Below are 26,040 nucleotides of genomic sequence, written 5' to 3'. Positions count from 1 at the left end.
CCGCCGGGGGGCGCTGCCCCCCGGACCCCCCGGGATATTTTGGGCCAGAAGACAGGGATGACGGATCGACATTTGGAAAACAGGCGCCTGCTGGAGCGGGTGCGGGCGGCGCAATACGACTGGGATGCGGGCGCGATCCGGGCGGCACTGGATGCTGTCTGTGCGCCCGAGGCGGTGTTTCGGCTCGCCCATCCCTTCGGCGAGATGACCGGCCCGCAGGCCTTTCACGATCAGGCCCTGGCGGTGCTGCGCGCCGCCTGGCCCGACGTGGAGCGGCGCGACTGGATCGTCATGGCCGGCACCGACGACCACGGCGGTGACTGGGTCGGTTGCGGGGGCCATTTCATCGGCACCTTCGCGGCACCGTTCCTGGACATTCCGCCCACCGGGCATCTGGCGCATATGCGGTTCCACGAGTTCTACCGCGTCGCGGCGGGCCGCGTGGTCGAATACCAGGCGCTTTGGGACATTCCCGAGGTGATGATGCAGGCGGGGGCCTGGCCCATGGCGCCGTCGCTGGGGCGTGAGCTTTGCGTGCCCGGCCCGGCCAGTGGCGACGGGCTGGTCCGCGCCGCGCGGGACGAGGCCCACAGCCGCGCGAGCCAGCGGATCATCGTGGACATGCTGGACCACATGAAGCGCCATCCCGGCGAGGGGGGCGCAGAAGTGATGGAAATGCCGCGCTTCTGGCACGAGACCATGACCTGGTACGGCCCCGCCGGTATCGGCACCGGCCGGGGCATCGCAGGGTTCCGCAACTGGCACCAGATCCCGTTCCTGAATGCCATGCCCGACCGGGGACGCTACGTGGACGAGATCACCTATCACTTCTTCGGCGACAACGACTACGTCGCCGTGACCGGCTGGCCCAACATGATCCAGACCGTCAGCCATGACGGCTGGATGGGCATCGCGCCCTCCGGCAAGAAGATCACCATGAAGAGCCTCGATTTCTGGCGGCTGGAGCAGGGCCGTATCCGCGAGAACTGGGTCATGGTGGATATCCTCGACGCCTATCGGCAGTTGGGCGTCGATGTCTTTGCCCGGCTGCGCGAATTCAACAAGGCGCGGGTGCCCGGGTCGGTGCCCTTTCCTGTGGGGGCGGCGTGATGGAGTTGCCGCGCATGCCCAGTTTCCGCCTTGACGGCAAGCGCGCGCTGGTGACCGGTGCCTCCTCCGGCATCGGGCTGGGCGCCGCGGTGGCGCTGGCCGAGGCCGGGGCGCATGTGATCTGCGCCGCGCGCGGCGCGGCTCGGCTGGCCGAGGCGGTCGCGGCGATGCAGGCGGCCGGGTTCAGCGCCGAGGCCCGCGCGCTGGACGTGGCCGACGCGGCGGCGGTGCGCGACGCCTTCGCCGGGGCCCCCTTCGACGTTGTCGTCAATGCCGCCGGGCTGGCCCGCCATGGCCCGGCGCTGGAGACCGACCCGGCCGATTACGACGCGGTCATGGGCGTGAACCTGCGCGGGGCCTATTTCCTGTCGCAACAGGCCGCGCGGGCCATGCAGGCGGCCGGGCAGGGCGGGTCGATCATCCATGTTTCGTCCCAGATGGCGCATGTCGGCGGAATCGACAGGGCGGTCTATGCCGCCTCCAAGCACGGGCTGGAGGGCATGGTGAAATCCATGGCCATCGAATGGGGGGCCAGCGGCATCCGCATCAACAGCATCTGCCCGACCTTCATCCGGACCCCGCTGACCGAGGCGACCTTCGACAACCCCGAGCGGGTGCGCTGGATCGAGGAGAAGATCAAGCTGGGCCGCGTCGGCGAGGTTGCCGACATCATGGGCGCGGTGGTCTACCTGGCGACGCCCGCCGCGGCGCTGGTCACGGGCACGTCGCTTGTGGTGGACGGGGGCTGGACGGCCGGATGATGGATCGCGCGCGAATAACATCGGCAGAGGTCGCCGAAAAGGCCGGGGTCAGCCAGTCGGCGGTCAGCCGGGTCTTCACGCCCGGCGCCTCGGCCTCGCCGCGCACCATCGAGAAGGTGCGCCGGGCCGCCGCCGAACTGGGCTACCGGCCCAATGTCCTCGCCCGGGCCATGGTGTCGGGCAAGAGCCGGATCATCGGGCTGGTGGTGGCCTACCTGGAAAACCAGTTCTACCCGGTGGCGCTGGAGCGGCTGTCCAATGCCCTGCAGGCGCAGGGCTATCACATCCTGATCTTCACGGCGACGAACTCGATCGACGACGCCGACGTGGTCGTGCAGGACCTCATGGATTACCAGGTCGACGGGATCCTCACCGCCTCGGTTGCCATAAGCTCGACCCTGGCCGACCGGGCCAACGCGGCCGGCATCCCGGTGGTGCTGTTCAACCGTGGCCAGGACGACAGCGGCTTTTCCTCGGTCACCTCGACCAATTTCGAGGGGGGCCGCAGGGCGGCGGAATTCCTGCTGGCCGGCGGGCACGCGCGGATCGCCCATATCGCGGGCTGGCAGGGCAGTTCGACGGGCCGCGACCGGCAGGCGGGGTTCCTGTCGGTGCTGCAAGAGGCCGGCGTGACGCCCTTCGCCATGGTCGACGGCATGTACAAGCGCGAGGTCGCCATGGAATGTGCGCGCCAGCTGATCGGCGGCCGGGACCGGCCCGACGCGATCTTCGTGGGCAATGACCACATGGCCTTTGCCGTGATGGACGCGCTGCGCGAGGGCGGGCTGGTGCCGGGGCGCGACATCTCGGTGGTGGGCTACGACGACGTGCCGCTGGCGGGCTGGCCGGCCTATGACCTGACGACGATCCGCCAGCCGGTGAACCGGATGGTGGACGCGGCCGTCGAGACGATACTGGCGCAGGTCGAAATTCCCGGCACCGCGCCGCAGCAGATCGAAATCGAGGGCCAGCTGATCCTGCGCGGCTCGGCCCGTATTCCCGAAGGATGGACAGCATGAAGGGCTTCGACCCGAAATTCGCCGATTTTCCCGACTACATCATCGGCATCACCAAGGAAATCTGGGAAGACCGCGGCATCGCCACGCTGCACGACTACTATGCGCCGGATATCGTCGTGCGCTCGCCGGCCTCTGTCGTGGTGGGCAACCAGGGCGTGATCGCGGCGACCATGGCAACGCTGGCCGAGTTTCCCGACCGCGAACTTCTGGGCGAGGACGTGATCTGGTCGGGCACGCCCGAGGACGGCATGTTGTCGAGCCACCGGATCATCTCGACCGCGACCCATGCGCGCGACGGGGTCTATGGCGCGGCCTCGGGGGCGAAGCTGCAATACCGCATCCTCGCCGATTGCCATGCCCGGAACAACGCCATCGACGACGAGTGGCTGATCCGCGACCAGACCGCGATCGTGAAACAGATCGGCTGGGCGCCCGAGGCCTATGCCCGCGACCTGATCGCGCGCGAGGGCGGGCCGGAGGCCTGCGTGCGCCCGCTGACCCCCGCGACCGACACCGCCGGCCCCTACAAGGGCCGGGGCAACGACAACGCATGGGGCCAGCGCCACGCCGACCTGCTGGGCCGGATCATGGGGGCCGACATGGCCGCGATCGAGGCCGAATACGACCGCGCCGCGACCGTGCATTACCCCGGCGGCGAGACGGGCCACGGCTGGGCCGCCGCCGACGGCTTCTGGATGCGGCTGCGCGCGGCCCTGCCCGATGCCACCTTCACCATCGACCACCAGATCGGGCGGGATGATCCCAACATGCCGCCGCGCTCGGCGATCCGCTGGTCGCTGCACGGCACGCATTCGGGCTGGGGCGCCTTCGGCGCGCCCACCGGGGCCGAGGTCTACCTGCTGGGGATTTCCCAGGCCGAGTGGGGCGAGGTGATCTCGGGGCAGGTCAAGCTGCGCCGCGAATGGACGCTCTTCGACGAAACCGCGATCTGGAAACAGATCCTCATGCACACGGGCGCGCTGTGACGCATCAACCCGAGGGCATACGACGGCTGCACATGCTGTTCCAGGCGCGCCGGTCCGTGCGCCTGAACCCGCACCCGCCGGGGCGGGTGTCCTGACGCGCGACCAATCAGGACACCACCCCGAAAGGATTAAGCATATGACACCGCAAGAAATGGAACACCGCATCGTCCGCTATGGCGAACTGCAGCCCTGCAAGACCGCCTTCATCGACGCGCACACGCCGGGTTCGGACCAGAAGGAGAACTTCACGATCATCGGCGGGGGCGTGTCGGAATCCCCCGACCAGCACGTGCACATCACCATCCCGCACGGCTTCAACATTGGCGCGGCCGGGCAGCCGCCGCGCGTGCGCAACTCGCTGCACGACCACCACACCGCCGAGGCGTTCTTCGTCCTCTCGGGGCGCTGGCGCTTCTTCTGGGGGCGCTGGGGCACCGCGGGCGAGGTCACGCTGGAGCCGGGCGATATCTTCAACATCCCCACCGGCATTTTCCGCGGTTTCGAGAATATCGGCACCGACTACGGGATGATCATGGCCATCCTCGGCGGTGACGATGCCGGCGGCGGCGTCATGTGGGCGCCCCAGGTCATCGAGGAGGCGGCCGATCACGGCCTCGTTCTGGCCGAGACCGGCAAGCTCTACGACACCAAGGCGGGCCAGGCCCTGCCCGAGGGGGTCAAGCCGATGCCCCTGATGAGCGCGGACGAGCTGGCCAAGCGCCCCGAGCCGACCACGGCCGATGTTCTGCCCAACCATGTCGCGCGCTACTGGGACATGGTCGCACTGGCGGACAAGGCCCCGGCCAGGGTGATCGGGGAAACCGGCATGCTGCGCGACAAGCCCGGCTTCGAGGTGGACTTCCTCACCCGCGAGAGCGCGACCGAGGACAGGCACAGCCACGACCGGCCCAGCGTGCTGATGCCGGTGACGGGCCATTGGCGGGTTGACTGGGAGGGCGGCCGCGCCACCCTTGCGCCCGGCGACACCATGTCGGTGCCCGAAAACCTGTCCCACAGCGTGGTGCCGTCGATGACCGGCGCGGCCGCGCTTTACCACATCGTGGGCACGGACGATCCCGCCGGGCCGACCTGGCAAGGCTGACCCCGGCCCGCAGCACGAAAGGAAAAACCCCTTGGCGGCACTTCTCCTCGGGTCCATCGGCGTTCTGGCCGAAACCTCGCACCTGCAGCGCGCGGCCTTCAACGCGGCTTTTGCCGAGGCCGGGCTGGACTGGCACTGGTCCGAGGCGCGCTATCGCGCCCTGCTGGCGCGCTCGGGCGGGGCCGACCGGATCGCCGCCGAGGCGGACCGCCGGGGCGCCTCGGTCGACGTCGCGGCCCTGCACGCCCGCAAGAGCGCGCTGTTCCAGCAAGACTTGACCCGGGGCGTGCCGTTGCGCCCTGGCGTGGCCGAGACGATGCAGGCCGCGCGCGACGCGGGCGACGCGGTGGCGCTGGTGACGACGACGAGTGCCGCCAACGTCACGGCGGTTCTGGCGGCGACGGGTCTGTCGGAGGCGGATTTCGACCTGATCCTCACCCGCGCCGATGTCGCCGATCCCAAGCCGGCCCCCGAGGTCTACACGCTGGCGCTGTCGCGGCTGGGCACCCCCGCCGCCCGCGCCGTCGAGGACAACCCCGACGGGCTGCGCGCGGCCCTCGGTGCAGGGCTGACCTGCACCGCCTTTCCCGGCGCGTTGCATGACGACGCCAACTTCGAGGATGCCGAGGCCGTGGTCCGCTCGCTGGCCCCGGCCGGCAAGGTCGCGGTGTGAACGGCCGGCCCGAGGATATCCGCGGGGTCTACGAACGCCAGGCGGCGGTCTATGACGCGCAACGCTCGCGCGTGCTGTTCGAGGCGCGCTGGCTGGCGCGTTTTGCCGCGGCGCTGCCAACGGGCGGGCGGGTGCTCGACCTGGGCTGCGGCGCGGGCGAGCCCATCGCGCGCTGGTTCATGGCCGAGGGCTTTCACGTCACCGGGCTGGACCTGGCCGCCCCGATGCTGGAGATTGCACGCGGGCGCTGGCCCGACGGCGACTGGCGCGAAGGCGACATGCGCGACCTCGAACTGGGCGAGACCTTCGCGGGCATCGTCGCATGGGACAGCTTCTTTCACCTCGACCCCCAGGCCCAGCGGCAGACCCTGGGCCGCATGGCCGCGCACCTCGCCCCCGGCGGGGCGCTGCTGGTGACGGTCGGCCCCAAGGCGGGCGAGGCCACGGGCGATGTCGGCGGCGAACCGGTCTACCATGCCTCTCTCTCGCCCGCGCAGTATGCCGCCTGCCTGGAGGATCACCGCATGCGGCTGACCGGGTTCCTCGCCGAGGACCCCGAAACCGACAAGCACAGCGTGCTGATGGCGCGCAAGGAGGACTGACCAGATGCCGATCAAGACAAGCCACGTGGGATCATTGCCGCGCACGCAGGAGGTCGTGGATTTCATCTTCGCCCGCGAGCATGGCACCGGCTATGACCCGGCCGCTTTCGACGCCTGCATGACGGCGGCCGTGTCAGACACGGTGCGCAAACAGAAAGAGGCCGGCATCGACATTGTTTCCGATGGCGAAACCTCCAAGATCAGTTATGCCACCTACGTCAAGGACCGCTACACCGGCTTCGACGGTGACAGCCCGCGCAACGCGCCCGCCGACCTCAAGCAGTTTCCCAGTTTCCTCAAGCGGCTGGCCGATGACGGCGGCACGCCGCAATACGCCCGGCCGATGTGCGTGGGCGAGGTGAAGTCCAAGGGGCAGGACGATTTGCGCAAGGACATCGCCAACCTCAAGGCGGCGATGGCCGAGCACGGGGCCGAGCGCGGTTTCATGAACGCCGCCAGCCCCGGCGTGATCTCGCTTTTCCTGCAGAACGATCATTACCCCACGCGCGAGGCCTACCTCGCCGCGCTGGCCGACGCGATGAAGGAAGAATACGAGACCATCGTCGCCTCGGGCCTCGACCTGCAGCTGGACTGCCCCGACCTGGCGCTGTCGCGGCACATGCTGTTCAACGACCTGTCCGATGCCGAGTTCCTGAAGATCGCCAATTCCCATGTCGAAGCGCTCAATCACGCGCTGGCCGACGTGCCCGCCGACAGGGTGCGCGTGCATATCTGCTGGGGCAACTACGAGGGCCCGCATGTCTGCGATATCTCCATGGCCAGCATGTTCGACACGCTGATGGCGACCCGGGCGCGCTACGTGCTGTTCGAGACCTCGAACCCCCGCCACGGCCACGAATGGACGGTGTTCCGCGACCGCAAGCCGGATATCCCCGACGACAAGGTGCTGGTGCCCGGCGCGGTGGACACGACGACGAATTTCGTCGAACACCCCGACCTCGTGGCCCAGCGGATCGGGCGCTTCGTCGACATCGTCGGCGCGGACCGGGTGATCGCCGGGTCCGATTGCGGCTTCGGCACCTTCGCGGGTTACGGCGCCGTCGACCCCGAGATCGCCTATGCCAAGCTGGGCGCGCTGGCCGACGGCGCGGCGCGGGTCGGGTGACGGCGCCACTGGTCCTGCTGCCGGGCATGATGTGCGACGCGCGGCTTTTTGATGCGCAGGTCGCGGCGCTGGACGCGACCGTGCTGCCCGTCACAGGGGCCGAGACCGTGCCGGCGCTGGCGGCCGAGGTTCTGGCGCAGGCCCCGGACCGGTTCGCGCTGGGCGGGCTGTCGATGGGCGGCATCGTCGCGATGGAGGTGGCCCGGCAGGCTCCCGCCCGCGTCACCGGGCTGGCGCTGATGGACACCAACCCGCTGGCCGAGGCCGCGCACGTCAAGGCCCGCCGCCAGCCGCAGATGGACCGCGCCGCCGCCGGCGGGCTGGCCGCGGTGATGCGCGACGAGATGAAGCCCAACTACCTGACCGACGGGCCGGGGCGCGCGGCGATCCTCGACCTGTGCATGCAGATGGCGCTGGACCTCGGGCCGGAGGTTTTCCTGCGCCAGTCGCGCGCCCTGCGCGACCGGCCCGACCAGTGCGCCACGCTGCGCCGCTTCGAGCGGCCCGCGCTGGTGCTCTGCGGGCGTGACGACGGGCTGTGCCCGCCGGCCCGGCACGAACTGATGCACGACCTGCTGCCCAATTCGACCCTGACCGTGATCGACGGGGCCGGGCACTTGCCGACCCTGGAACAACCGGAAAAGACCACGCAGGCCCTGCGCCGCTGGCTGGAGGAGACATGACAATGGACCAATCCCTGCTGGACCTGCTGCGGCGGGTCGATACCCCCACCGTGTGCAATGCCATCGAGGTGGTCGAGGGCAAACGCGGCTTCGATCGTTTCACCCGCGGCACGGTGCTGTGCAGCGCCCCCGAGGCCGGCGCGATCGTGGGCCATGCCCGCACCGCGCGTATCGCCGCCGCCGCCCCGCCCGAGGAGGCGCCCGAGGTCATCCGCGCCCGCCGCATGGACTATTACCGCCACATGTCGCAGGGTCCGCGCCCCGCGCTGGCGGTGGTCGAGGACATCGACGGCGCCGCGGCCGTCGGCGCCTTCTGGGGCGAGATCAACACCACCGTTCACAAGGGCTTTGGCCTGTCCGGCGCGCTGACCAACGGCGTGATGCGCGACCTCGGCGACCTGCCCGAGGGGTTCCCGGTGATCGCCGGGTCGGTGGGGCCGAGCCACGCCTTTGTCCATGTGCGCGAGATCGGCACGCCGGTCAGGGTCTTCGGGCTGGAGGTGGCCGATGGCGACCTGGTCCATGCCGACCGCCACGGCGCGCTGGTCATCCCCGCGGGCCACCTGCCCGAGCTGGCCCGCGCCATCCCCAAGCTGCTGGAGACCGAGCGCCTGGTGCTGGAGCCGGCCCGCGACCCCGGATTCGACTTCGAACGGTTCGAGGCCGCCTGGGCGGCCTTCGAGGCGGCCCGCACCTGAGCGCGGATTGACCCCCGCCCCCACCCCGCCCATGCTGCGATGCGTGTGGAGGGCGTTATGGTTACAACCGGCGGGCTGAAAATCGACGAGGTGAAGGGCGGGGTCCCATGGTCGGCGCTGGAACAGGACTTGCTGGCCGAATGCCGGCTGGGGCGCATGGCCCTGCTGGCAGACAAGGATGATTGCCCTGCGAACACGCAGGGCCCCGCCCGCCGGGTGCGCTCCGCCCTGATCCGCTACCTGTTGGAAGGTGGCTGCGCCGATGGCGTCCGCCCCAATCCAAGGGGCGTCAAGCTGCTGGGCGGCTGGATCGACGGTGAACTCGACTTGCAAGGGTGCCGAACGGAGCTGGACCTGGCCCTGCACCACTGCCTGTTTCCCCAGCGCCCGAGCTTTTGCGACGCGGAGCTCGGCGGCCTCTACCTGTCCGGCAGCCGCGCCGAAACTGGCCTGGACTTGCAGCGGTTGCAGGTCGAAACCAACGTGCATCTGCGCAACGGGTTCCACGCCATCGGGCTGGTCGACCTAGCGGGTGCCCGGATCACCGGGCAGTTGTCTTGCGCCGATGGCCGGTTCGATGGGGCCGGGGGATGGGCGCTGAACGCCGATGCAGCAACCGTTGGGGCGGATGTCTTCCTGAGCGACGCGTTTCACGCGACGGGGCTGGTCAATTTCATCCGCGCCCGGATCGAGGGAAATCTGCGGATCGAACAGGCGACCCTGGCCGACGGGATCGACCTTGAAGCCGCGCGGGTCACGGAAGGGTTGTTCCTGACCGGCTTGCGCGGGGCGGAAATCTTCGGCCCGTGGCAACCGGGCGCGCAGCGGCCCGACGCACCTGAGCGGGCGGGCGGTGTCGCCAATCTGACGGATGCGTCCTGCGGTGTGCTTCGGGATGATCCGGCGGCCTGGGGGGCTTTTACCGCCCTCAAGCTCGGAAATTTTCACTATGACCGGATCGCCGACCTTGGCACGGCCGCTGATCGGCTGGCCTGGCTGGACCACGGTAGCCCCGACGACCCGGCCAGGTTCGACCCGCAACCCTACACCCAACTGGCCGCAACCGCCGACAAGCTGGGCCATCGCCGGGTTGCGGCCCGCGTGCGGGAACGGCGCGAGGATGGCCTGCGCCGGGCGGACTAGGCGCGGCGGCATGAGGCCTTGGCGCTGACCCCCTGGCCGATTGTCCCTTGGGTGGCGGCGCGGCTGCGCATTGCGGGTCAGTTTCTGTTCAAAGGGTTTTTCGGCTATGGCCACGCCCCGGCGCGTGCGCTGATCTGGGTGGCCGTGATCCTCGCGGTGGCATGGGCGGTTTACGGCACCGCCTACGCGGCCGGGCAGATGGCGCCCAACTCGGATGTCGTGCTGACCTCCGGCGCCTGGTGGGTGGCGGTGGCGGCCGGCTGCGCGCCGGTGGACTGGGCGGCGGTGGGCTGGTCGCTGACGGCCCCGATCAACGTGGACTGCACCATGCCCCTGCACGATTGGCTGGCCACGGCCCCCGCAGCCGACGACTACGAGAGCTTCAAAGGCGGGCTGTACGCGCTCGATCTGTTCGTGCCGCTGGACGCGCTGGGCCAGGAACGTGCCTGGGCGCCCTCGCGCGACCGGGGCTGGCTTGGCTGGCTGGGCTACGCCCTGCGCATGCCGATCCAGATGGCCGGCTGGCTGATCACCGCGGTGGGCGCCGCCGTGCTGACCGGCCTGGTGGGGCGCAAGGATTAACGCGCATCAAACCGGGCCTGCAGGGCGGCGGCGTCGTAGTCGCGGGCCAGCCAGGTCTCGAAGTCCGGCGCGTCGGAGGCGGCGTAATCGTCCAGCAGCATGTCGAGCACGCCGGTCCGGGTCCAGCGGAAGTGGATGTAGCGCGCCGACAGCATCCGGCGCGCGCGCGAGACCGGCGCACCCTCAATCACCATCAGGTAGACGGCGCTGGCCAGCCCGGCGCGGTCGGCGCCCGACTTGCAGTGGATCAGCAGCGGGCGCTCGACCTCGCGAAACAGCGCGATCATCGCCTGCAGCGCCTCCTTGCGGGGGGCCGCGCGCGACTGCAGGGCGACCCCGTGCAGGGCGATGCCGTGGCGCGTGCAGGACTCCTGTTCCAGCAGGTAGAAGGGCGACGGCCCGGTCCCGCGCAGGGTGATGATGCTGCGGATGCCCATCTGCGCCAGACGCGCGATCCGCGGTTCGTCGGGGTAGTTGGACCGCCAGGCGCCGGGGGCGAACTCCGACTGGTTGTGCCATAGGTTGCGCAGGAAACCGTGGTCGACCCAGTGCACATAGCGCCGCGCCTGGCGGCGGTCGGCCGGGCTGGCCAGTGTGTTGTGCTGCCGGGCCTTGCGCCAACGGCGCAGTCTCTGTCCAAACGATGTCATAGGCGCCCCGGCATGATCCTGCCGCGGTGCATAGCCCGACCGGCGCGCCGGGACAAGCGCGCCCGGCGGGGTGTTCCCGCCGCGCGAGCTTGGTGCTATGGCGTGGCTCCGACGACAAGGAGGCGGGCATGGCCAACGGGCCGGTGACGATGCGCGACAGGGTGGAAGACGCGGGGCTGGCCGCCGGGCTGGGCCTGTTGCGCGGGTTGCCCTATGCCGCGCGGGTGCGGCTGGCGGGCCGGGCCATGGTGGCGCTGTCGGGGCCGCTGGGCCTGCGGGCGCGCATGCGCGAGAATCTGGCCCATGTCCTGCCCGACCTGCCCGCCGCCGAGGTCGCGGCGCTGGAGCGTGCGGTGCCCGACACCATCGGGCGGGTGTTCGTCGAGGAATTCTCGCCCGACGGGCTGGACCGGATGGCGCGCGCGTCCGACTTCGGGGGTGACGGGGTCGCCGAACTGGAGGAGGCCCGGGCCGCCGGCCGCCCCGTCATCATCGCCTCGGGCCATATCGGCAACTACGACGCCTACCGCCGGGCGCTGTTGCAGCGCGGGTTCGATGTCGGCGCGCTCTACCGGCCCTTCAACAACCGTGCCTTCGACCGCCGCTACCGCGCGGTGATGGAACGCGGCGGCGGCCAGATGTTCGCGCGCGGGCGGGCCGGGATGGCCGGCATGGTGCGCCATCTGCGCGCCGGCGGTGTGCTGGGGGTGCTTCATGATCAGCACATGGACCGCGGGGCCGAGCTGCGCTTTTTCGGCAAGCCGGCCATGACCGCGACCTCCGCCGCCGACCTGGCACTGAAATACGACGCGCTGCTCGTGCCCTTTTACGGCATCCGAAAGCCGGACGGGCTGCATTTCGACCTGATCACCGAGGCCCCGATCCCGCATACCGACGCGCTGACCATGACCCAGGCGCTCAACGACAGCCTGGAGGCGCGGGTGCGCGCGCACATGGGCCAGTGGATCTGGACACACCGGCGTTGGAAAACGCGGCGGCGCAAGGCCCGCAGGGCCGCCGGCTGACGAGGGGTCAGGCCATGGCATTCTCGATCCCGCATGCGGTCTACCTGGCCGCCAGCCGCTTCACCGGCCCGGCCTTCGCATTGTGGCAGCGCCGCGCGCTGGCCAACGGCAAGGAGGACCCCGACCGGCGCGGCGAACGCTGGGGCCGCACCGGACGCGAGCGGCCCGAGGGCCGTCTCGTGTGGTTCCACGCCGCCAGTGTCGGCGAAACCCAGTCGATCCTGCCGCTGATCGCGCGGCTTCTGGATACCGTGCCGGACGTGCAGGTGATGGTGACCTCGACCACCCGCAGTTCGGCGCGGATGCTGGCGCGCGACCTGCCGCCGCGGGCCTTCCACCAGGTGGCGCCCTATGACACCAAGGGCGCCTGCCGGCGGTTCCTGCGCCACTGGCAGCCCAATGTCGCGGTCTGGGTGGAAAGTGAACTCTGGCCGCGGATGCTCTACGAGGTGGCGCGGCGTGACGTGCCGATGCTGCTGCTCAACGCACGGGTCTCGGCCCGGACGGCGGCGCGCTGGCGGCGCTTCGCCGGCACGGCCCGGTCGCTTCTGGCCCCGTTCCGCCAGATCCACGTGCAGGAGGAAACGACGCTGGCGGCGATGCAGGGGGTCGGCGTGACCGGCGAGCTTCTGCGTCTGACCGGCGCGCTCAAGCAGGACCGCCCGGCGCTGCCGCATGATCCGGCGGTGCTGGCCCGGCTGCGCGCGGCGATCGGCGACCGGGCGGTCTGGTGCGCCGCGTCGACGCACCCGGGCGAGGACGAGGTTGTGCTGGCGGCCCACGCTCGGGTCGGCGGTTTGCTGATCCTCGCCCCGCGCCATGCCGAACGGGCTGACTCGATCGCCGCCCTTGCGCGCGCGGCCGGGCTGACCCTGGCCCGGCGCAGCCGGGGCGAGGTGCCGGACGCGCAGACGGATGTCTACCTGGCCGATACCATGGGCGAGATGGGGCTGTGGTTCCGCCTCGCGCCGGTGGCCTTCGTCGGCGGCTCGCTGGCGCGCATCGGCGGGCACAACCCCTATGAGCCCGCACAACTGGACACGGCGATCCTGCACGGCCCCCACGTGGACAATTTTGCCGAGATCTACACCGCGCTGGATGCCGAGGGCGGTGCGCTGGAGGTGACCGGGGACGCGGACCTGGCCGCGGCCGTGCGCCGCCTGCAGGCAGGCGATCACGAAAGGATGGCGCGGGTGGCGGCCGGGGTCGTGCGCCGCGCCCGGGGCGCGACCGAGGCCGCGCTGCAGTCGATCCTCGAACAGCTGGCCTATTGATCTGTGCGCATGTGCACATGGGCGGTTGGGCGGTGCGGCTTGAGCGCCGGGCGGTGCCGATCCTAGATCACCCGCGTAGACACTGAGGAGGCTGCCATGTCCATTCGCCCCACCCTCGAAACCCGCAAGGCCACGCCGACCATGGAAGGGGCCGGTGTGCATCTGCACCGCGCCTTCGGCTTCCAAGACCCGTCCGAGCTGGACCCGTTCCTGCTGTTCGACGATTTCCGCAACGATGATCCCGATCACTACCTGCGCGGCTTTCCCTGGCACCCGCACCGCGGCATCGAGACCATCACCTATGTTCTCAACGGCACCGTGGACCACGGCGACAGCCTGGGCAACACCGGCACGCTGGGTGCGGGCGACGTGCAATGGATGACCGCCGGGTCGGGTATCCTGCACCAGGAGATGCCCAAGGGCAATGCGGCCGGACAGATGCACGGCTTTCAGCTCTGGGGCAACCTCCCCGGCAGCCAGAAGATGACCGCGCCGCGCTATCAGGACGTGCAGGCCAAGGACATTCCCGAGGTGATCGACGATGACGGCACCGTGGTGCGCGTCATCGTCGGTGAATTCTGGGGCCGGACCGGCCCGGTCGACGGGATCGCCGCCGATCCGCAGTACCTCGACGTGTCGGTGCCGCCGGGCGTGACCAAGACCTTTCGCATCGACACCTACCGTCGCGCCTTCGCCTATGTCTTTGCCGGGCAGGGGGCCTTTGTTGACGCCAGCGCGCCCGCGGGCGTGCTGCTGGAAAAGGAGGTCATGGGCCAGGAGGTCAATATCCGCGACATGTCGGGTGACCGCACGCTGGTCCGCTTCGGCACCGGCGACGAGGTCAAGGTGCAGGCGGGCCCCGAGGGCGTGCGCTTCCTGCTGGTCTCGGGCGCGCCGATCCAGGAACCGGTGGCCTGGCACGGCCCCATCGTGATGAACACCCGCGAAGAGATCCAGCAGGCCGTCCGCGACCTGCGCAACGGCACCTTCATCCGGCCCGCCCAGTAGCCTCGGGCGGACGGCGCGTGGACGCGCCGTGCCACGCGCGGTCGACCGCGCGTGCGCGCCGCGGATATTTCGGCTTTCATTCGCGCCCCTTTGCCATAGCTTCACCGGCGGAAAGGGGCGCGCATGTTGCTGAGGGTCGAAAACCTGTCCAAGGCCTATCCCGGCCCCGAGGGGCCCGTGCCGGTGCTGCGCGGGGTGGGTTTGCAGTTGCGCGCGGGCGAGACCCTGGCCCTGCGCGGCGAGTCGGGCTCGGGCAAGAGCACGCTGTTGCATCTCGTCGGCGGCCTGGACCGCGCCGACGCGGGCCGCATCGCGATCGACGGGCAGGATGTCACGGGGCTGGACGATCCCGGCCGCGCTGCCCTTCGGCGCGGCACGGTCGGGGTGATCTTCCAGCAGTTCAACCTGATCCCCTCGCTGAACGTGCGCGCCAACATCGCCTTCCAGGCCCGGCTGGCGGGGCGGCACGACGCCGCGCGCGCGGCGCGGCTGGCCGATGCGCTGGGCCTGACCGCGCAGCTCGACAAGTATCCCGAGCAGCTGTCGGGCGGGCAGCAGCAGCGGGTCGCCATAGCCCGCACGCTGGCCGCGCGGCCGGCGTTGGTGCTGGCTGACGAGCCCACGGGCAACCTGGACGAGGCGACGGCGGCGGCGGTCATGGACCAGATGCTGGCGCTGGTGGCCGAGACCGGCGCGGGGCTGATGATGGTCACCCACTCGCCCGACCTGGCCGGGCGGCTGGGGCGGCAACTGCACCTGCGCCAGGGGCGGCTGGCATGACGCGCGCGGGGCTGTCCGCGCTCTGGTCCTTCTGGCGGCGCAACCCGCTGCAGCTGTTCACGCTGGTGGCGGGGCTGGCGCTGGCCACCGCGCTCTGGTCCGGGGTGCAGGCGCTGAACGCGCAGGCGCGCGCCAGCTACGACGCGGCCGCGGCCGTGCTGGGCGAGGGGCGTTATGACCAGCTGATCCCGGCCGCGGGCGAGACCGTCGCCCAGGACAGCTACCTCGCACTGCGCCGGGCGGGCTGGCAGGTCTCGCCGGTGCTGGAGGGGCCGTTGCAGGCCAGGCAGGCCCGCGTGCGCCTGGTGGGGATCGACCCGCTGACCGCCCCGGGCGGTGTCGGCCCGATGACCCGCAGCGAGGCCGCCACGCTGCCCGCCTTCCTGTCCGAGGGCGTGGTCTTTGCCCACCCCGGCATCGCCGAGGCGCTGGCCGGGACGCTGTCGCAACGCGTGGTCGCGGACCCGGGGCTCGCCCCCGATACGGCGATCACCGATATCGGCGTGGCGCAGCGCCTGCTGGGCCGAGATGACCTCAGCCGCCTGATCCTGGCCGAGGATCAGCCCATCGGCCGGCCCGACCTGTCCGACGTCGCCCCCGGCCTGATCCGGCGCGCGTCGCAGCAGGCCTCGGACATCGGGCAACTGACCGACAGTTTCCACCTGAACCTGACCGCCTTCGGCTTGCTGAGCTTTGCCGTCGGTATCTTCATCGTTCACGGCGCGATCGGCCTGGCTTTCGAACAGCGCCGCGCCATGATCCGCACCCTGCGCACGCTGGGGCTGTCGCTGCGGCGGCTGATGGTGCTGATGGGGCTGGAACTGGCGCTGATCGCGCTGGTGGCGGGCGGCATCGGCGTGGCACTGGGCTACGTGCTGGCCGCCGGGCTGTTGCCGGATGTGGCCGCCACGCTGGAGGGGCTTTACGGCGCGCAGGTCGCGGGTGGCTTGCAGCTTGACCCGGTCTGGTGGCTGTCGGGCCTGGGGATCGCGCTGCTCGGGGCGGTGCTGGCCGGGGCGGGCGCCTTCTGGAAGATCATTCGGATGCCGGTGCTGGCCACCGGCGCGCGGGCCTGGGCCGTGGCCACCGGGCGCGGCCGCGGCTGTCAGGGGGCCGCGGCGCTGGCGCTGCTGGGGCTGGCCGGGCTGGGCACGCTGCTGGGCGGCGGGCTGATCGCGGGATTTGCCAGCCTCGCCTGCCTGCTGCTGGGCGCCGCCTTGGCGCTGCCGCTGGTGCTGGACCGGCTGCTGGCGCTGGGCGAGGCCTTCGCGCGGGGCGTGCGCACCGAATGGTTCCTCGCCGACACGCGCCAGCAATTGCCGGGCCTGAGCCTCGCGCTCATGGCGCTGCTGCTGGCCATGGCCGCGAACATCGGGGTCTCGACCATGGTGTCAAGCTTCCGGATGACCTTCACCGGGTTCCTAGACCAGCGCCTCTTCGCAGAGCTTTACGTAGAGGCCGAGGACACCACACAGGGTGCCGCCGTGGCCGATTTCGTGCAGGACCGGGGCGCGACGGTGCTGCCGATCCAGTGGGTCGATACGCACATCGCCGGCCAGGCGGCCGAGGTCTACGGCACCCGCGTCGCCCCGGCCTATGTCGAGAACTGGCGCTTCATCGCGCAGGACGGCACCGACAGCGCGGTCTGGGATCGTGTCGCGGACGGCGCGGCGGCGATCATCAATGAACAACTGGCCCGGCGCGCGGACCTCTGGCCGGGCGATCCGCTGCCCCTTGCCGCCGACCGGACCCTGCCCATTGCCGGGGTCGTCGGCGACTACGGCAACCCGATCGGGCAGGTGGTCATCGGCGAAGGGCTGTTCGAGCGTCTTTTCCCCGCGGCCGCGCCCGAGCGGTTCGGCCTTGTCACCGACACACCCGCGGCCCTGCGCGCGGCGCTGCAGGATGACCTCGGGCTTGCCGCCGGGCAGATCACCGACCAGGCGGCGCTCAAGCAATTCTCGCTGGGTGTGTTCGAGCGGACCTTCACGGTCACCGCGGCGCTGAACGTGCTGACGCTGGCGGTGGCGGGCTTTGCCATCCTGATGAGCCTGCTGACCCTGGCGGCGATGCGCGTGCCGCAACTGGCCCCGGCCTGGGCGTTGGGGCTGACGCGGGCCAGCCTGGGCCGGCTGGAAGTGCTGCGCGCGCTGGTGCTGGCGGCGCTGACGGGGCTGGTGGCGCTGCCGCTGGGGCTGGCGCTGGCCTGGCTGTTGCTGGCCGTCATCAACGTCGAGGCCTTCGGCTGGCGCCTGCCGATGTTCCTGTTTCCGGGCGATTACGCGGTGCTGGGCGGCTTTGCGCTGCTGGCCGCGCTGCTGGCCGCGCTCTGGCCCGCGTGGCGGCTGGCGCGCACGCCGCCCTCCGAACTGCTGAAGGTGTTTGCCAATGACGCGTAAGGTGATCCTGTTCTGTCTGGCGCTTCTGGCCACGCCCGCGCTGGCGCAGGGCTTTGCCGGCATGGGCACCGAGGCCGAGGGCTTTGCCGCCCCCGCCCCCGACCCGGCGTTCGATTTTCCCGCCGATCACGGCCCGCATCCCGACTACCGGATCGAGTGGTGGTATCTGACCGCCAATCTGGAAGGGCCGGAGGGGCGGCGCTACGGCCTGCAATGGACGCTGTTCCGCTCGGCGCTCGCCCCGGGCGCGCGCGAGGGCTGGGACAGCCCGCAGGTCTGGTTTGCCCACGCTGCCGTCACCACGCCCGAGGCTCACTTCTTCACCGAGCGCTTTGCCCGCGGCGGCATTGGCCAGGCGGGGGTGCGGGCCGATCCGTTCGAAGCCCGGATCGACGACTGGCGCATGGCCGGGCCGTCGCTGGACGACATGGAGCTGACGGCGACAGGCCCGGACTTCGCCTACGACATGAACCTGCAGGCCGAGGGGCCGCTGGTGTTTCACGGCGACGGCGGCTACTCGGTCAAGTCCGACCAGGGGCAAGCGAGTTATTACTACTCGCAGCCCTTCTACCGGATCGCGGGCACCCTGACCCTGCCCGAGGGTGGTGTGCCGGTTAGCGGCGCGGCCTGGCTGGATCGCGAGTGGTCCTCGCAACCGCTGGCGGCCGATCAGGACGGCTGGGACTGGTTTTCCCTGAGCTTCGAGAGCGGCGCGAAACTTATGGCGTTCCAGTTACGCCAAAGCGACGGGAGCACCTACAGTTCGGGCACATGGATCGAACCGGACGGCACGACGACGGCCTTGCCCGATGGCGCGATCAGCGCCGCGCCGCAGGCCCGGACCGAGGTCGCCGGGCGCACGGTGCCCACCCGCTGGCGGCTGGACCTTCCCGCGCGGGGGGTGGACGTGACCGTTGCGGCGCTGAACCCGCGCGCCTGGATGGGGGTCAGCGTGCCCTACTGGGAGGGGCCGGTCACGGTCAGCGGCAGCCACGACGGCACGGGGTATCTGGAAATGACCGGCTACGAGTGATCTGGCCGGCAGCCGGAAACCGGGCACTGCGCCCGCGGCGCAAGGCCCGCACCGTTACCCGGATGCTCGTCAACACACTGGTTACACAAGGAAGCAACGCCCTCGGCAGGGCGCGCGCCGACACCGTGACGCAACGGGGTTACGATTGTGCAAAACCCCGGCAAGGATCGGCCGGCGGTCCGCACGGCCGATTGCCGGGTCCCGGCGGCCCGCCTATCGTGGCGGGGTGATGACTCCGACCCGCCGCCGGTTGCTGACCCTGATGACCGCCTGGAGCCTTGCCGCCTGTGGCCCCGGGCCGGTGCCCGCGCAGGACACCCCGGCGCTGCCCGCCGACCTGCGCCCGCAGGCCAACGCCGCCTTTGACGCCTGGCTGTCGGGCTTTCGCGGCCGCGCGGCGGCGCGGGGCATTTCGCCGGCCGCGCTGGAGGCTGGCCTGGCCGGGGCGGGCTACCTGCCCGGGGTGGTGCGGCGCGACCGCACCCAGATCCAGACCCGCCGCAGTTTCGAGGATTACCTGTCCATCGCCACCTCGGACGCGCGGCTGGCGCGGGGCCGGGCGGCCCTGCGCCGGCACGGGGGCACCCTCGCGGCCATCGAGGCCCGCTTCGGCGTCTCGCGTCACATCGTCGCCGCCATCTGGGGCGTGGAAAGCGCGTTCGGGGAGCGCCGCGGGCGCATCCCGGTCGTTTCGGCCACCGCCACGCTGGCCTTCGACGGGCGGCGCGGCGCCTTCTGGGAAGATCAGTTGATAGCCGCCCTGCGCATCCTGCAAGCGGGCGAGACCACGCCGGACGGGTTGCGCGGCAGCTGGGCCGGGGCCATGGGGCACACGCAGTTCATCCCTACATCCTATCTGGCCCACGCCGTGGATTTCGATGGCGACGGACGGCGCGACGTCTGGGGCGACGACCCGGCCGATGCGCTGGCCGCGACCGCCAGCTACCTGGCGCGCAACGGCTGGCGCAGCGGCCTGCCCTGGGGCGAGGAGGCCGGCACCGGCCCGCTGTCGGGCCGGACCATCCGGCCGCAGGCGGGCGGGCCGCGCTTTACCGTCACGCGCAATTTCGACGTGCTCAAGCGCTACAACAACTCGGATTTCTACGCCGCCACCGTGGGTCACCTGGCCGACCGGCTGGCCGGGGGCGGGCCGTTGCGCGGCAGCTTTCCGCCCGATGCGAACGGGTTGACCCGCGCGGACCGGATCGCGGTGCAGCGCGCCCTGGCCAAGCGGGGATACGAGGTCGGCCCCATCGACGGAGTGATCGGCCCGGCGAGCGCGGCGGCGATCCGTGATTTTCAGGCCGCGCAGGGGCTGGCGGTCACCGGGCAGGCCGACCGGGCGCTGCTGGCGCGCCTGCAGTAACGGCGCCGGGGCGCGATTGCCAAAGCCGCCGCTTGGCGCTACTAGAGGTGCGAGACGCGCTGACCGCCGCGCCAGACAACAGGGCCCGAGATGACCAAGTTCGACAAGACCAAGCTTCCCAGCCGCCATGTGACCGAAGGCCCGCAGCGCGCGCCGCACCGGTCCTACTACTACGCCATGGGCATGACCGAGGAAGAGATTCACCAGCCTCTGGTCGGGGTCGCCACCTGCTGGAACGAGGCCGCGCCCTGCAACATCGCGCTGGCGCGCCAGGCGCAATCGGTCAAGACCGGCGTGACCGAGGGCCAGGGCAGCCCGCGCGAGTTCACCACCATCACCGTGACCGACGGCATCGCCATGGGCCACGAGGGCATGCGCAGCTCGCTGGCCAGCCGCGAGGCCATCGCCGACACGGTCGAGCTGACCATGCGCGGGCACTGCTATGACGCGCTGGTGGGGCTGGCCGGCTGCGACAAGTCGCTGCCGGGGATGATGATGGCCATGGTGCGGCTCAACGTGCCCTCGGTCTTCCTTTACGGCGGCTCGATCCTGCCGGGCCGGGCGCCGCAGGACGACGAGATCCCGGACGATTTCCGCACCCGCGACCTGACCGTGCAGGACATGTTCGAGGCCGTGGGCCGCCACCAGAACCAGCAGCTGTCCGACAAGGCGCTGGCGCTTCTGGAAAAGGTGGCCTGTCCCAGTTCCGGGGCCTGTGGCGGGCAGTTCACCGCCAACACCATGGCCTGCGTGTCCGAGGCGATCGGGCTGGCGCTGATGAACTCGAGCGGAATGCCCGCGCCCTACGAATCCCGTGACCAGTACGGCGAGGCCTCGGGCCGGGCGGTGATGACCCTGCTGGAACAGAACATCCGCGCCCGCGACGTCGTCACCCGGCAAAGCATGGAAAACGCCGCCCGCGTGGTGGCCGCCACCGGCGGGTCGACCAACGCCGGGCTGCACCTGCCGGCCATCGCCCACGAGGCGGGGATCGAATTCTACCTCGACGACGTCTGCGAGATCTTCCGCGACACCCCCTATTTCGTGGACCTCAAGCCCGGCGGGCAATACGTTGCCAAGGATCTTTACGAGGCCGGCGGCATTCCGGTGGTGATGAAGGAGCTGCGCAAGGCCGGGCTGATCCACGCCGACTGCCTGACGGCCAATGGCCACAGCATCGGCGAGGAACTGGACCGCATCGACCGCGAGGCCGATGGCCGCGTGATCTACCCCATCGACAAACCGCTGACCGCGACCGGCGGGGTGGTTGGCCTCAAGGGCAACCTCGCCCCGCAGGGCGCCATCGTGAAGGTCGCCGGCATCGCCGCCGAGAACCAGGTCTTCACCGGCCCGGCGCGGGTCTTCGAGTGCGAGGAGGATGCCTTTGCCGCCGTGCGCGCCCGCGAATATGCGGAAGGCGAGGTCATCGTGATCCGCAACGAGGGCCCCGCGGGCGGGCCCGGCATGCGCGAGATGCTAGCCACCACCGCCGCACTGTCCGGGCAGGGCATGGGCAAGAAGGTGGCGCTGATCACCGACGGCCGCTTTTCCGGCGCGACGCGCGGATTCTGTGTCGGCCATGTCGGCCCCGAGGCGGCGCACGGCGGCCCCATCGCGCTGATCGAGACCGGCGATGTCGTCACCATCGACGCCATCACCGGCGCCTTGAGCGTGGACCTGTCGGATGACGAGCTGGCCCGGCGCAAGGAAAACTGGCCCGGCCCGCGCGAGACGATCTATGCCAGCGGCGCCATCTGGAAATTCGCCGAACTCGTGGGCGAAACCTACAAGGGCGCGGTGACCCACCCCGGCGGCAAGGCCGAAAAGCACGTCTACATGGACTTGTGACCCCCGGGCCGGAGCGGCCGGGGCCAACCGGCCCTCAGGGCCGCCCGATACCGCCGGTGTCCAGTTCGACCCGTTCGGAGAGGCTCAGCACGCTGTCGTGCAGCAGCTGCAGCGCGTAGCGCGGGTTGTGCGCCCAGGCCCCGCCATCCTTGGCGACCACCTGGTAGTTGTAGGCCGCCATCAGCAGGCGCGGCGTCCAGCTGTCATACTGGTTGGGAAAGATCGCCTCGCCCGCGTCGATGGTCCCGTCATCGTTTCCGTCGATGAAGAAATATGGATAGCTGTCGGCGTTGTAGCCGATGGGCTGGCCCGCGACCTCGGACGCGTAGGCGCGGATCGCCGCGTCAAGGCGGGCGTGCAGGCCGTCGATCTCGTCGCGGATGCCGCCGCTGGTCACGCCGTCGCCGTCGAAATCGGCGGGCTGGGTGCGGATCGCGGTGATGTCGTCGACCCCCTGGTGACAGGCCGCGCAGCCGTCGGTGGCGACCTCGGTGGTGTGCGGCTCGTGGCAGTCGAGGCAGGTGTTGGCGCTGGGCACATGGGCAAAGCGCCCGGCGTAGGTCTGCCCCTCGTATTCGAAGCCGCCGCTGACCTCTGAGCCGTGCATCGTGGCAGCGGCGACCCCGTAATGGACGTTGATGAAGGACAGGTCGGCGGACACCGTATCGAGGTCCATGTCGGCGGTCGCCGCGGTCACGTCGCCGGTCGCGGCGCGGCCGGAATGGCACATGGTGCAGGTCGCGTTGCCGCCCAGCCCCGAGACCTCCACGCCCGAGGGGAAGGGCACCGCGTCCAGCGCCTCGGCCTCGGAAACGTGGCAAGAGGCGCAGCCGATCACCGTGTTGATCGTGCCGGGGTGGTTAACGACGCCGGCCTCGGTGCCGTCGGCGCCCAGCCAGTCGAGCATGCCCGTTTCGGAATGGCAGGCGGCGCAGGCCTCGGGCACCGCGCCGTCCGCGTTCCAATGCGTGAACGAGGACGAATCATGGTCGGCGTGCGGCCCCATCAGCCAGGCCTCGGTGATGTCGGTCAGGCTCATCTCGTGTGCGTCCAGCGGCGCGGACGGGACCAGAAGAAATACTGTCAGGGCAAGGGGCTTGATCGAAACGGGCATGGCGGGGTCTCCTGGCTCGGCCATCGCGGTCTGCATCACTTATCCGTTAGTGTAGCACAGTATCCGTGACAGGCGGTTGACCGAAATCAACGACGCGGGCGCACCGCAGGACGAGACAGGCCCCAGCAGGGAAAGGACGCCGAGATGCCGGACAAGAGCCAGTCACAGGGTAACGGTCGGACCGCGGGCAAAACACCGGGTAATGGCGATGGGCTGCGCCTGCCCGTCGGCCTCGTGGCGCTGCTCTACCTGGTGGTCTGCCTCGCCCCGCTGGGGCTGGCCCTCACGCGCCCTGTCGCCCCGGCCGCCACCTGGGAAATCGCCGCGGCGGGGCTGGGGCTAATCGGGCTGGCCGCCATGGCGGTGCAGTTCGTCACCTCGGGCCGGTTCCAACTGATCTCCGGCCGGCTGGGGATTGACCGGGTGATGGCTTTTCACAAGACCGCCGCCTGGTGGGTGCTGGGCGCGCTGGTGGTCCACCCGCTGGCCTATGTCGTGCCGACCGTCCGGGCCGACCCGGCGCTGGGTCTCGAACGGCTGGTCGCCTACCTGACCCTGCCGGATTATCGCACCGGCGTCATCGCCCTGGGCGCGCTGGCGCTACTGGTTCTGGGTTCGGCCCTGCGCGAGCGCCTGCCGCTGCGCTACGAGGCCTGGCGCGGGGCGCATGTGATCCTCGCAATCACCGCCGTCGCCGGCGGGCTGCACCATGCGGCCACCGTCGGCCGCTTCAGTGTCCTCGGGGCGCTGCATGGCTACTGGTGGGGCGTGGGGGCCGCGGTGGCGGGCCTGCTGGCCGTGCTTTACGGGCTGCGCTGGGCGCGGCTGCACCGGCGGCCCTGGTGGCTGGCCTCGGTCACGCGGCGGGCCGACCGCATGTGGGAGCTCGACATCCAGCCCGCGCCGGGCACCGCGGCCTTGCCCTATCGCGCCGGGCAGTTCGTCTGGATCACCGAAGGCGCGCGGCGCTTTCCGCTGTTCGATCACCCGTTTTCCATTGCCGGCAGCCCCCGGCGCGCGGGCCTGAGCCTGATCGTCAAGGAGGCGGGCGATTTCACCGACCGGATCGGTGATCTGGCCCCCGGCACGCCCGTGGGCGTGGACGGACCCTACGGCCATTTCACGCTGGAGGGGCACGGCGACGACGCGGTGCTGCTGATCGCGGGCGGGGTCGGGATCGCGCCGATCATGGGGCTGCTGCGCGACCTGCGCGCGCGCGGCCACGACCGGCCGGTGCGGCTGGCCTACGCCGTGGGCGCCCCCGACAACCTGGCCTGCGGCGACGAGATCGCGGAAGCGGCCGGCGACCTCGACCTTCAGACCCTGCTGCTGAGCGAGACCGCCGCACCGGATTGGCCCGGCGAGGTGGGACGGCTTGATCGTGACAGGCTGGGGCAGATGCTGCACGGCCTCGACCCGCAGCGCACCATGGCGATGATCTGCGGCCCCGGGCCGATGGTGACGGCGGTGGCCGAAACGCTGATCGACCTTGGCCTGCCCATGGACCGTGTCATGTACGAACGGTTCGACTATTCCGAGGGGGCCTCGCGGCTCGACCTGCGGCTGCGGCGGCGGTTCCTGGCGCTGGGCGCGGGGCTGGGCCTCGGGCTGGCGGCTTTCGTGCTTGCGGCGGGCTGACAGCTCGGCAACACCGTATCACGCGCGCCCGCCCTTGTCAGGGTAGTTTCGGATCGCTACCTCACGGTCATGACGCATGCCCCGGCCGACCCCGAGATGATCGCCGAACTGCTGGTCCACCTGGGCCGGCTCGCGCGGTGCGAGACCGGCGGTGCCCGGCTGACCCCGGCGCAATGGGCCTGCCTGCGGTTCTTTGCTCGGGCCAATGACAGCACGCGCACGCCCTCGGGTTTTGCCGGCTTTCAGGCGACGACCCGCGGCACCGCCTCGCAGATCATCAAGTCGCTCGAGGGCCAGGGCCTGCTTGTCCGCTGCCGGTCCCAGCAGGACCGGCGCAGCGTGCGCTTCGACCTGACCGACAGCGGCGCGGCCATGCTCGACCAGGACCCACTGGCCGAAGTGATGCGCATCATCGGCACGCTGGAGGCGGGCGAGCAGGCCCGGTTCCGGGCGACGCTGACGCGGATCGCGGCGGATCTGGCCCTGCAGCGCGATGTACCGGCCTTCGGGTCGTGCCGCGATTGCGCGCATTTTTCCGACAGCGGTGGGCGCGCGCATTGCGCCTGCATGGCCGCCGACCTGGACCGGAGCGAGATCGACAGGCTGTGCGCGAGTTTCGCAGCCGAGAATGGCGACGTGACGCCCCCCGAAGGAGATTGACATGACCCGACAAGAGCCTCGCATGATCGCCATCAGCAGCGGCAAGGGCGGCGTGGGCAAATCCACCGTCACCGCCAACATCGCCGTGGCCATGGCCGAGGCCGGCCTGGCCGTGGGGGTGGTGGACGCCGACATCTACGGCCCCTCGATTCCGCGCATGCTGGGCATCGGGGCGGACAAGCCCACCATGACCCCGGACGAAAAGGTCGTCCCCGCGCGGGCGCACGGGGTCAAGGTGATCTCCATGGCGATGCTGACGGATGACGACAAGCCGGCGATCCTGCGCGGGCCCATGGTGACGAAATACCTGCAGATGTTCGTCCGCCAAGTGGACTGGGGCGAACTGGACGTGCTGCTGCTGGACTTGCCGCCGGGCACCGGCGACATCCAGCTGACGCTGGCGCAGGCCTTCCCGCTGTCCGGCGCGGTGGTGGTCAGCACGCCGCAGGACGTCAGCCTCAAGATCGCACAGCGGGGCCTGCGCATGATGGAACAGGTCAACGTGCCCATCCTGGGCGTGATCGAGAACATGAGCGGTTTCACCTGCCCGTCCTGCGGCACGGTCACGCATATCTTCCACCAAGGCGGCGGCGCGGCAATCTCCCGCGACCTGGGCGTCGATTTCCTTGGCAGCGTGCCGCTTGACCCGCACGTGGTCGATTGCGGCGATGACGGCCGCCCGCTGGTGCAGGCCGCGCCCGACGGGCCGGCCGCGCAGGCCTACCGCGACATCGCCGCGGCGCTGGGCGGCGGGGGCGGC

25 protein-coding genes are annotated in these 26,040 nt (G+C 70.6%); 23 read left to right on the top strand and 2 right to left on the bottom strand.

Features of this window, described 5'->3' with window-relative positions:
* Window positions 1-57: 57 nt before the first annotated feature.
* From BU124_RS07820 to BU124_RS07765, 12 genes are all read left to right on the top strand, one after another.
* Entirely contained in the window at window positions 58-1,110 is a 1,053-nt protein-coding gene (locus BU124_RS07820) for an ester cyclase (protein ID WP_084862392.1), read from the top strand.
* Entirely contained in the window at window positions 1,110-1,871 is a 762-nt protein-coding gene (locus BU124_RS07815; protein WP_143529920.1) for an SDR family NAD(P)-dependent oxidoreductase, read from the top strand. Before BU124_RS07820 ends, BU124_RS07815 begins: the two co-directional genes overlap by 1 nt.
* Window positions 1,871-2,890, top strand: a complete 1,020-nt coding sequence (locus tag BU124_RS07810) for a LacI family DNA-binding transcriptional regulator (protein WP_084862610.1) — start codon at window positions 1,871-1,873, stop codon at window positions 2,888-2,890. The genes BU124_RS07815 and BU124_RS07810 overlap by 1 nt, the downstream gene beginning before the upstream one ends.
* Window positions 2,887-3,876, top strand: coding sequence for an ester cyclase (locus BU124_RS07805; protein ID WP_084862388.1), 990 nt, complete (start codon window positions 2,887-2,889; stop codon window positions 3,874-3,876). Before BU124_RS07810 ends, BU124_RS07805 begins: the two co-directional genes overlap by 4 nt.
* Window positions 3,877-4,012: 136 nt before the next feature.
* The gene (locus tag BU124_RS07800) at window positions 4,013-4,978 is read left to right on the top strand and encodes a cupin domain-containing protein (protein WP_084862387.1); all 966 of its coding nucleotides are present in this window, start codon (window positions 4,013-4,015) and stop codon (window positions 4,976-4,978) included.
* Between the two features lie 31 nt (window positions 4,979-5,009).
* Complete coding sequence (locus tag BU124_RS07795; protein ID WP_179141883.1) at window positions 5,010-5,651, top strand: HAD family hydrolase; 642 nt, start codon at window positions 5,010-5,012, stop codon at window positions 5,649-5,651.
* On the top strand, window positions 5,648-6,253 hold the full coding sequence (locus BU124_RS07790) for a class I SAM-dependent methyltransferase (RefSeq protein ID WP_084862383.1): 606 nt from the start codon (window positions 5,648-5,650) through the stop codon (window positions 6,251-6,253). The genes BU124_RS07795 and BU124_RS07790 overlap by 4 nt, the downstream gene beginning before the upstream one ends.
* Window positions 6,254-6,257: 4 nt before the next feature.
* Window positions 6,258-7,379, top strand: coding sequence for a cobalamin-independent methionine synthase II family protein (locus BU124_RS07785; RefSeq protein ID WP_084862381.1), 1,122 nt, complete (start codon window positions 6,258-6,260; stop codon window positions 7,377-7,379).
* Window positions 7,380-7,408: 29 nt separating this feature from the next.
* Window positions 7,409-8,062, top strand: a complete 654-nt coding sequence (locus BU124_RS07780; protein ID WP_084862608.1) for an alpha/beta fold hydrolase — start codon at window positions 7,409-7,411, stop codon at window positions 8,060-8,062.
* 2 nt (window positions 8,063-8,064) lie between these two features.
* Window positions 8,065-8,760: an RraA family protein gene (locus BU124_RS07775; RefSeq protein WP_084862379.1), complete on the top strand. Its 696-nt coding sequence runs from the start codon at window positions 8,065-8,067 to the stop codon at window positions 8,758-8,760.
* A gap of 57 nt (window positions 8,761-8,817) precedes the next feature.
* On the top strand, window positions 8,818-9,903 hold the full coding sequence (locus BU124_RS07770) for a hypothetical protein (protein ID WP_084862377.1): 1,086 nt from the start codon (window positions 8,818-8,820) through the stop codon (window positions 9,901-9,903).
* Between the two features lie 18 nt (window positions 9,904-9,921).
* Window positions 9,922-10,485, top strand: coding sequence for a hypothetical protein (locus tag BU124_RS07765; protein WP_084862375.1), 564 nt, complete (start codon window positions 9,922-9,924; stop codon window positions 10,483-10,485).
* On the opposite strand, the gene BU124_RS07760 is transcribed toward BU124_RS07765, so the two are convergent.
* Window positions 10,482-11,135: a phosphatase domain-containing protein gene (locus tag BU124_RS07760; protein WP_084862373.1), complete on the bottom strand. Its 654-nt coding sequence runs from the start codon at window positions 11,133-11,135 to the stop codon at window positions 10,482-10,484. The two genes, BU124_RS07765 and BU124_RS07760, sit on opposite strands and share 4 nt — an antisense overlap.
* 128 nt (window positions 11,136-11,263) lie before the next feature.
* On the opposite strand from BU124_RS07760, the gene BU124_RS07755 reads away from it, so the two are divergent.
* The 8 genes from BU124_RS07755 to ilvD all read left to right on the top strand — a co-directional run bounded on the left by BU124_RS07755 (window position 11,264) and on the right by ilvD (window position 21,868).
* A complete protein-coding gene (locus BU124_RS07755; RefSeq protein WP_245831642.1) occupies window positions 11,264-12,160 on the top strand; it encodes a lysophospholipid acyltransferase family protein in 897 nt (298 codons plus the stop codon).
* A gap of 14 nt (window positions 12,161-12,174) precedes the next feature.
* Window positions 12,175-13,434, top strand: a complete 1,260-nt coding sequence (locus BU124_RS07750; protein ID WP_084862604.1) for a 3-deoxy-D-manno-octulosonic acid transferase — start codon at window positions 12,175-12,177, stop codon at window positions 13,432-13,434.
* Window positions 13,435-13,530: 96 nt separating this feature from the next.
* Window positions 13,531-14,442, top strand: coding sequence for a pirin family protein (locus tag BU124_RS07745; RefSeq protein WP_084862371.1), 912 nt, complete (start codon window positions 13,531-13,533; stop codon window positions 14,440-14,442).
* A 123-nt stretch (window positions 14,443-14,565) separates the two neighbouring features.
* Window positions 14,566-15,222: an ABC transporter ATP-binding protein gene (locus tag BU124_RS07740; RefSeq protein WP_084862370.1), complete on the top strand. Its 657-nt coding sequence runs from the start codon at window positions 14,566-14,568 to the stop codon at window positions 15,220-15,222.
* Window positions 15,219-17,621 carry an ABC transporter permease gene (locus BU124_RS07735; RefSeq protein WP_084862368.1) on the top strand — a complete coding sequence of 801 codons (2,403 nt, stop codon included), beginning with the start codon at window positions 15,219-15,221 and terminating at the stop codon, window positions 17,619-17,621. The genes BU124_RS07740 and BU124_RS07735 overlap by 4 nt, the downstream gene beginning before the upstream one ends.
* Window positions 17,611-18,654, top strand: coding sequence for a lipocalin-like domain-containing protein (locus BU124_RS07730; RefSeq protein WP_084862366.1), 1,044 nt, complete (start codon window positions 17,611-17,613; stop codon window positions 18,652-18,654). The genes BU124_RS07735 and BU124_RS07730 overlap by 11 nt, the downstream gene beginning before the upstream one ends.
* 229 nt (window positions 18,655-18,883) lie before the next feature.
* The gene (locus tag BU124_RS07725) at window positions 18,884-20,020 is read left to right on the top strand and encodes a lytic murein transglycosylase (protein WP_084862364.1); all 1,137 of its coding nucleotides are present in this window, start codon (window positions 18,884-18,886) and stop codon (window positions 20,018-20,020) included.
* Window positions 20,021-20,110: 90 nt separating this feature from the next.
* Entirely contained in the window at window positions 20,111-21,868 is a 1,758-nt protein-coding gene (gene ilvD / locus BU124_RS07720; RefSeq protein ID WP_084862362.1) for a dihydroxy-acid dehydratase, read from the top strand.
* Window positions 21,869-21,902: 34 nt separating this feature from the next.
* Here ilvD and BU124_RS07715 read toward each other — a convergent pair whose 3' ends face one another.
* On the bottom strand, window positions 21,903-22,982 hold the full coding sequence (locus tag BU124_RS07715; RefSeq protein ID WP_084862602.1) for a polyheme membrane-associated cytochrome C: 1,080 nt from the start codon (window positions 22,980-22,982) through the stop codon (window positions 21,903-21,905).
* Between the two features lie 144 nt (window positions 22,983-23,126).
* On the opposite strand from BU124_RS07715, the gene BU124_RS07710 reads away from it, so the two are divergent.
* The 3 genes from BU124_RS07710 to BU124_RS07700 form a co-directional block, all read left to right on the top strand.
* Window positions 23,127-24,620, top strand: a complete 1,494-nt coding sequence (locus BU124_RS07710) for a ferredoxin reductase family protein (RefSeq protein WP_084862360.1) — start codon at window positions 23,127-23,129, stop codon at window positions 24,618-24,620.
* A gap of 69 nt (window positions 24,621-24,689) precedes the next feature.
* Entirely contained in the window at window positions 24,690-25,280 is a 591-nt protein-coding gene (locus BU124_RS07705; RefSeq protein WP_084862358.1) for a MarR family winged helix-turn-helix transcriptional regulator, read from the top strand.
* 1 nt (window position 25,281) lies between these two features.
* Window positions 25,282-26,040, top strand: a 759-nt coding sequence (locus BU124_RS07700) for an Mrp/NBP35 family ATP-binding protein (RefSeq protein WP_143529918.1), incomplete at its 3' end; no start/stop codon positions are given.

The sequence above is a fragment of the Salibaculum halophilum genome, from assembly GCF_002094885.1.
Taxonomy (GTDB): domain Bacteria; phylum Pseudomonadota; class Alphaproteobacteria; order Rhodobacterales; family Rhodobacteraceae; genus Salibaculum; species Salibaculum halophilum.
The sequence above is the reverse complement of the archived record's forward strand: the minus strand, read 5'-3'. Positions and strand labels throughout refer to the sequence as shown.

What these genes read in the sequence shown, in the direction of transcription:
- BU124_RS07820 (WP_084862392.1), top strand. Translation starts at nt 58, where the DNA reads ATGACGGATCGACATTTGGAAAACAGGCGCCTGCTGGAGCGGGTGCGG.
- BU124_RS07815 (WP_143529920.1), top strand. Translation starts at nt 1,110, where the DNA reads ATGGAGTTGCCGCGCATGCCCAGTTTCCGCCTTGACGGCAAGCGCGCG.
- BU124_RS07810 (WP_084862610.1), top strand. Translation starts at nt 1,871, where the DNA reads ATGGATCGCGCGCGAATAACATCGGCAGAGGTCGCCGAAAAGGCCGGG.
- BU124_RS07805 (WP_084862388.1), top strand. Translation starts at nt 2,887, where the DNA reads ATGAAGGGCTTCGACCCGAAATTCGCCGATTTTCCCGACTACATCATC.
- BU124_RS07800 (WP_084862387.1), top strand. Translation starts at nt 4,013, where the DNA reads ATGACACCGCAAGAAATGGAACACCGCATCGTCCGCTATGGCGAACTG.
- BU124_RS07785 (WP_084862381.1), top strand. Translation starts at nt 6,258, where the DNA reads ATGCCGATCAAGACAAGCCACGTGGGATCATTGCCGCGCACGCAGGAG.
- BU124_RS07780 (WP_084862608.1), top strand. Translation starts at nt 7,409, where the DNA reads ATGTGCGACGCGCGGCTTTTTGATGCGCAGGTCGCGGCGCTGGACGCG.
- BU124_RS07775 (WP_084862379.1), top strand. Translation starts at nt 8,065, where the DNA reads ATGGACCAATCCCTGCTGGACCTGCTGCGGCGGGTCGATACCCCCACC.
- BU124_RS07770 (WP_084862377.1), top strand. Translation starts at nt 8,818, where the DNA reads ATGGTTACAACCGGCGGGCTGAAAATCGACGAGGTGAAGGGCGGGGTC.
- BU124_RS07760 (WP_084862373.1), bottom strand. Translation starts at nt 11,135, where the DNA reads ATGACATCGTTTGGACAGAGACTGCGCCGTTGGCGCAAGGCCCGGCAG.
- BU124_RS07755 (WP_245831642.1), top strand. Translation starts at nt 11,264, where the DNA reads ATGGCCAACGGGCCGGTGACGATGCGCGACAGGGTGGAAGACGCGGGG.
- BU124_RS07750 (WP_084862604.1), top strand. Translation starts at nt 12,175, where the DNA reads ATGGCATTCTCGATCCCGCATGCGGTCTACCTGGCCGCCAGCCGCTTC.
- BU124_RS07745 (WP_084862371.1), top strand. Translation starts at nt 13,531, where the DNA reads ATGTCCATTCGCCCCACCCTCGAAACCCGCAAGGCCACGCCGACCATG.
- BU124_RS07740 (WP_084862370.1), top strand. Translation starts at nt 14,566, where the DNA reads ATGTTGCTGAGGGTCGAAAACCTGTCCAAGGCCTATCCCGGCCCCGAG.
- BU124_RS07735 (WP_084862368.1), top strand. Translation starts at nt 15,219, where the DNA reads ATGACGCGCGCGGGGCTGTCCGCGCTCTGGTCCTTCTGGCGGCGCAAC.
- BU124_RS07730 (WP_084862366.1), top strand. Translation starts at nt 17,611, where the DNA reads ATGACGCGTAAGGTGATCCTGTTCTGTCTGGCGCTTCTGGCCACGCCC.
- BU124_RS07725 (WP_084862364.1), top strand. Translation starts at nt 18,884, where the DNA reads ATGACTCCGACCCGCCGCCGGTTGCTGACCCTGATGACCGCCTGGAGC.
- ilvD (WP_084862362.1), top strand. Translation starts at nt 20,111, where the DNA reads ATGACCAAGTTCGACAAGACCAAGCTTCCCAGCCGCCATGTGACCGAA.
- BU124_RS07715 (WP_084862602.1), bottom strand. Translation starts at nt 22,982, where the DNA reads ATGCCCGTTTCGATCAAGCCCCTTGCCCTGACAGTATTTCTTCTGGTC.
- BU124_RS07710 (WP_084862360.1), top strand. Translation starts at nt 23,127, where the DNA reads ATGCCGGACAAGAGCCAGTCACAGGGTAACGGTCGGACCGCGGGCAAA.
- BU124_RS07705 (WP_084862358.1), top strand. Translation starts at nt 24,690, where the DNA reads ATGACGCATGCCCCGGCCGACCCCGAGATGATCGCCGAACTGCTGGTC.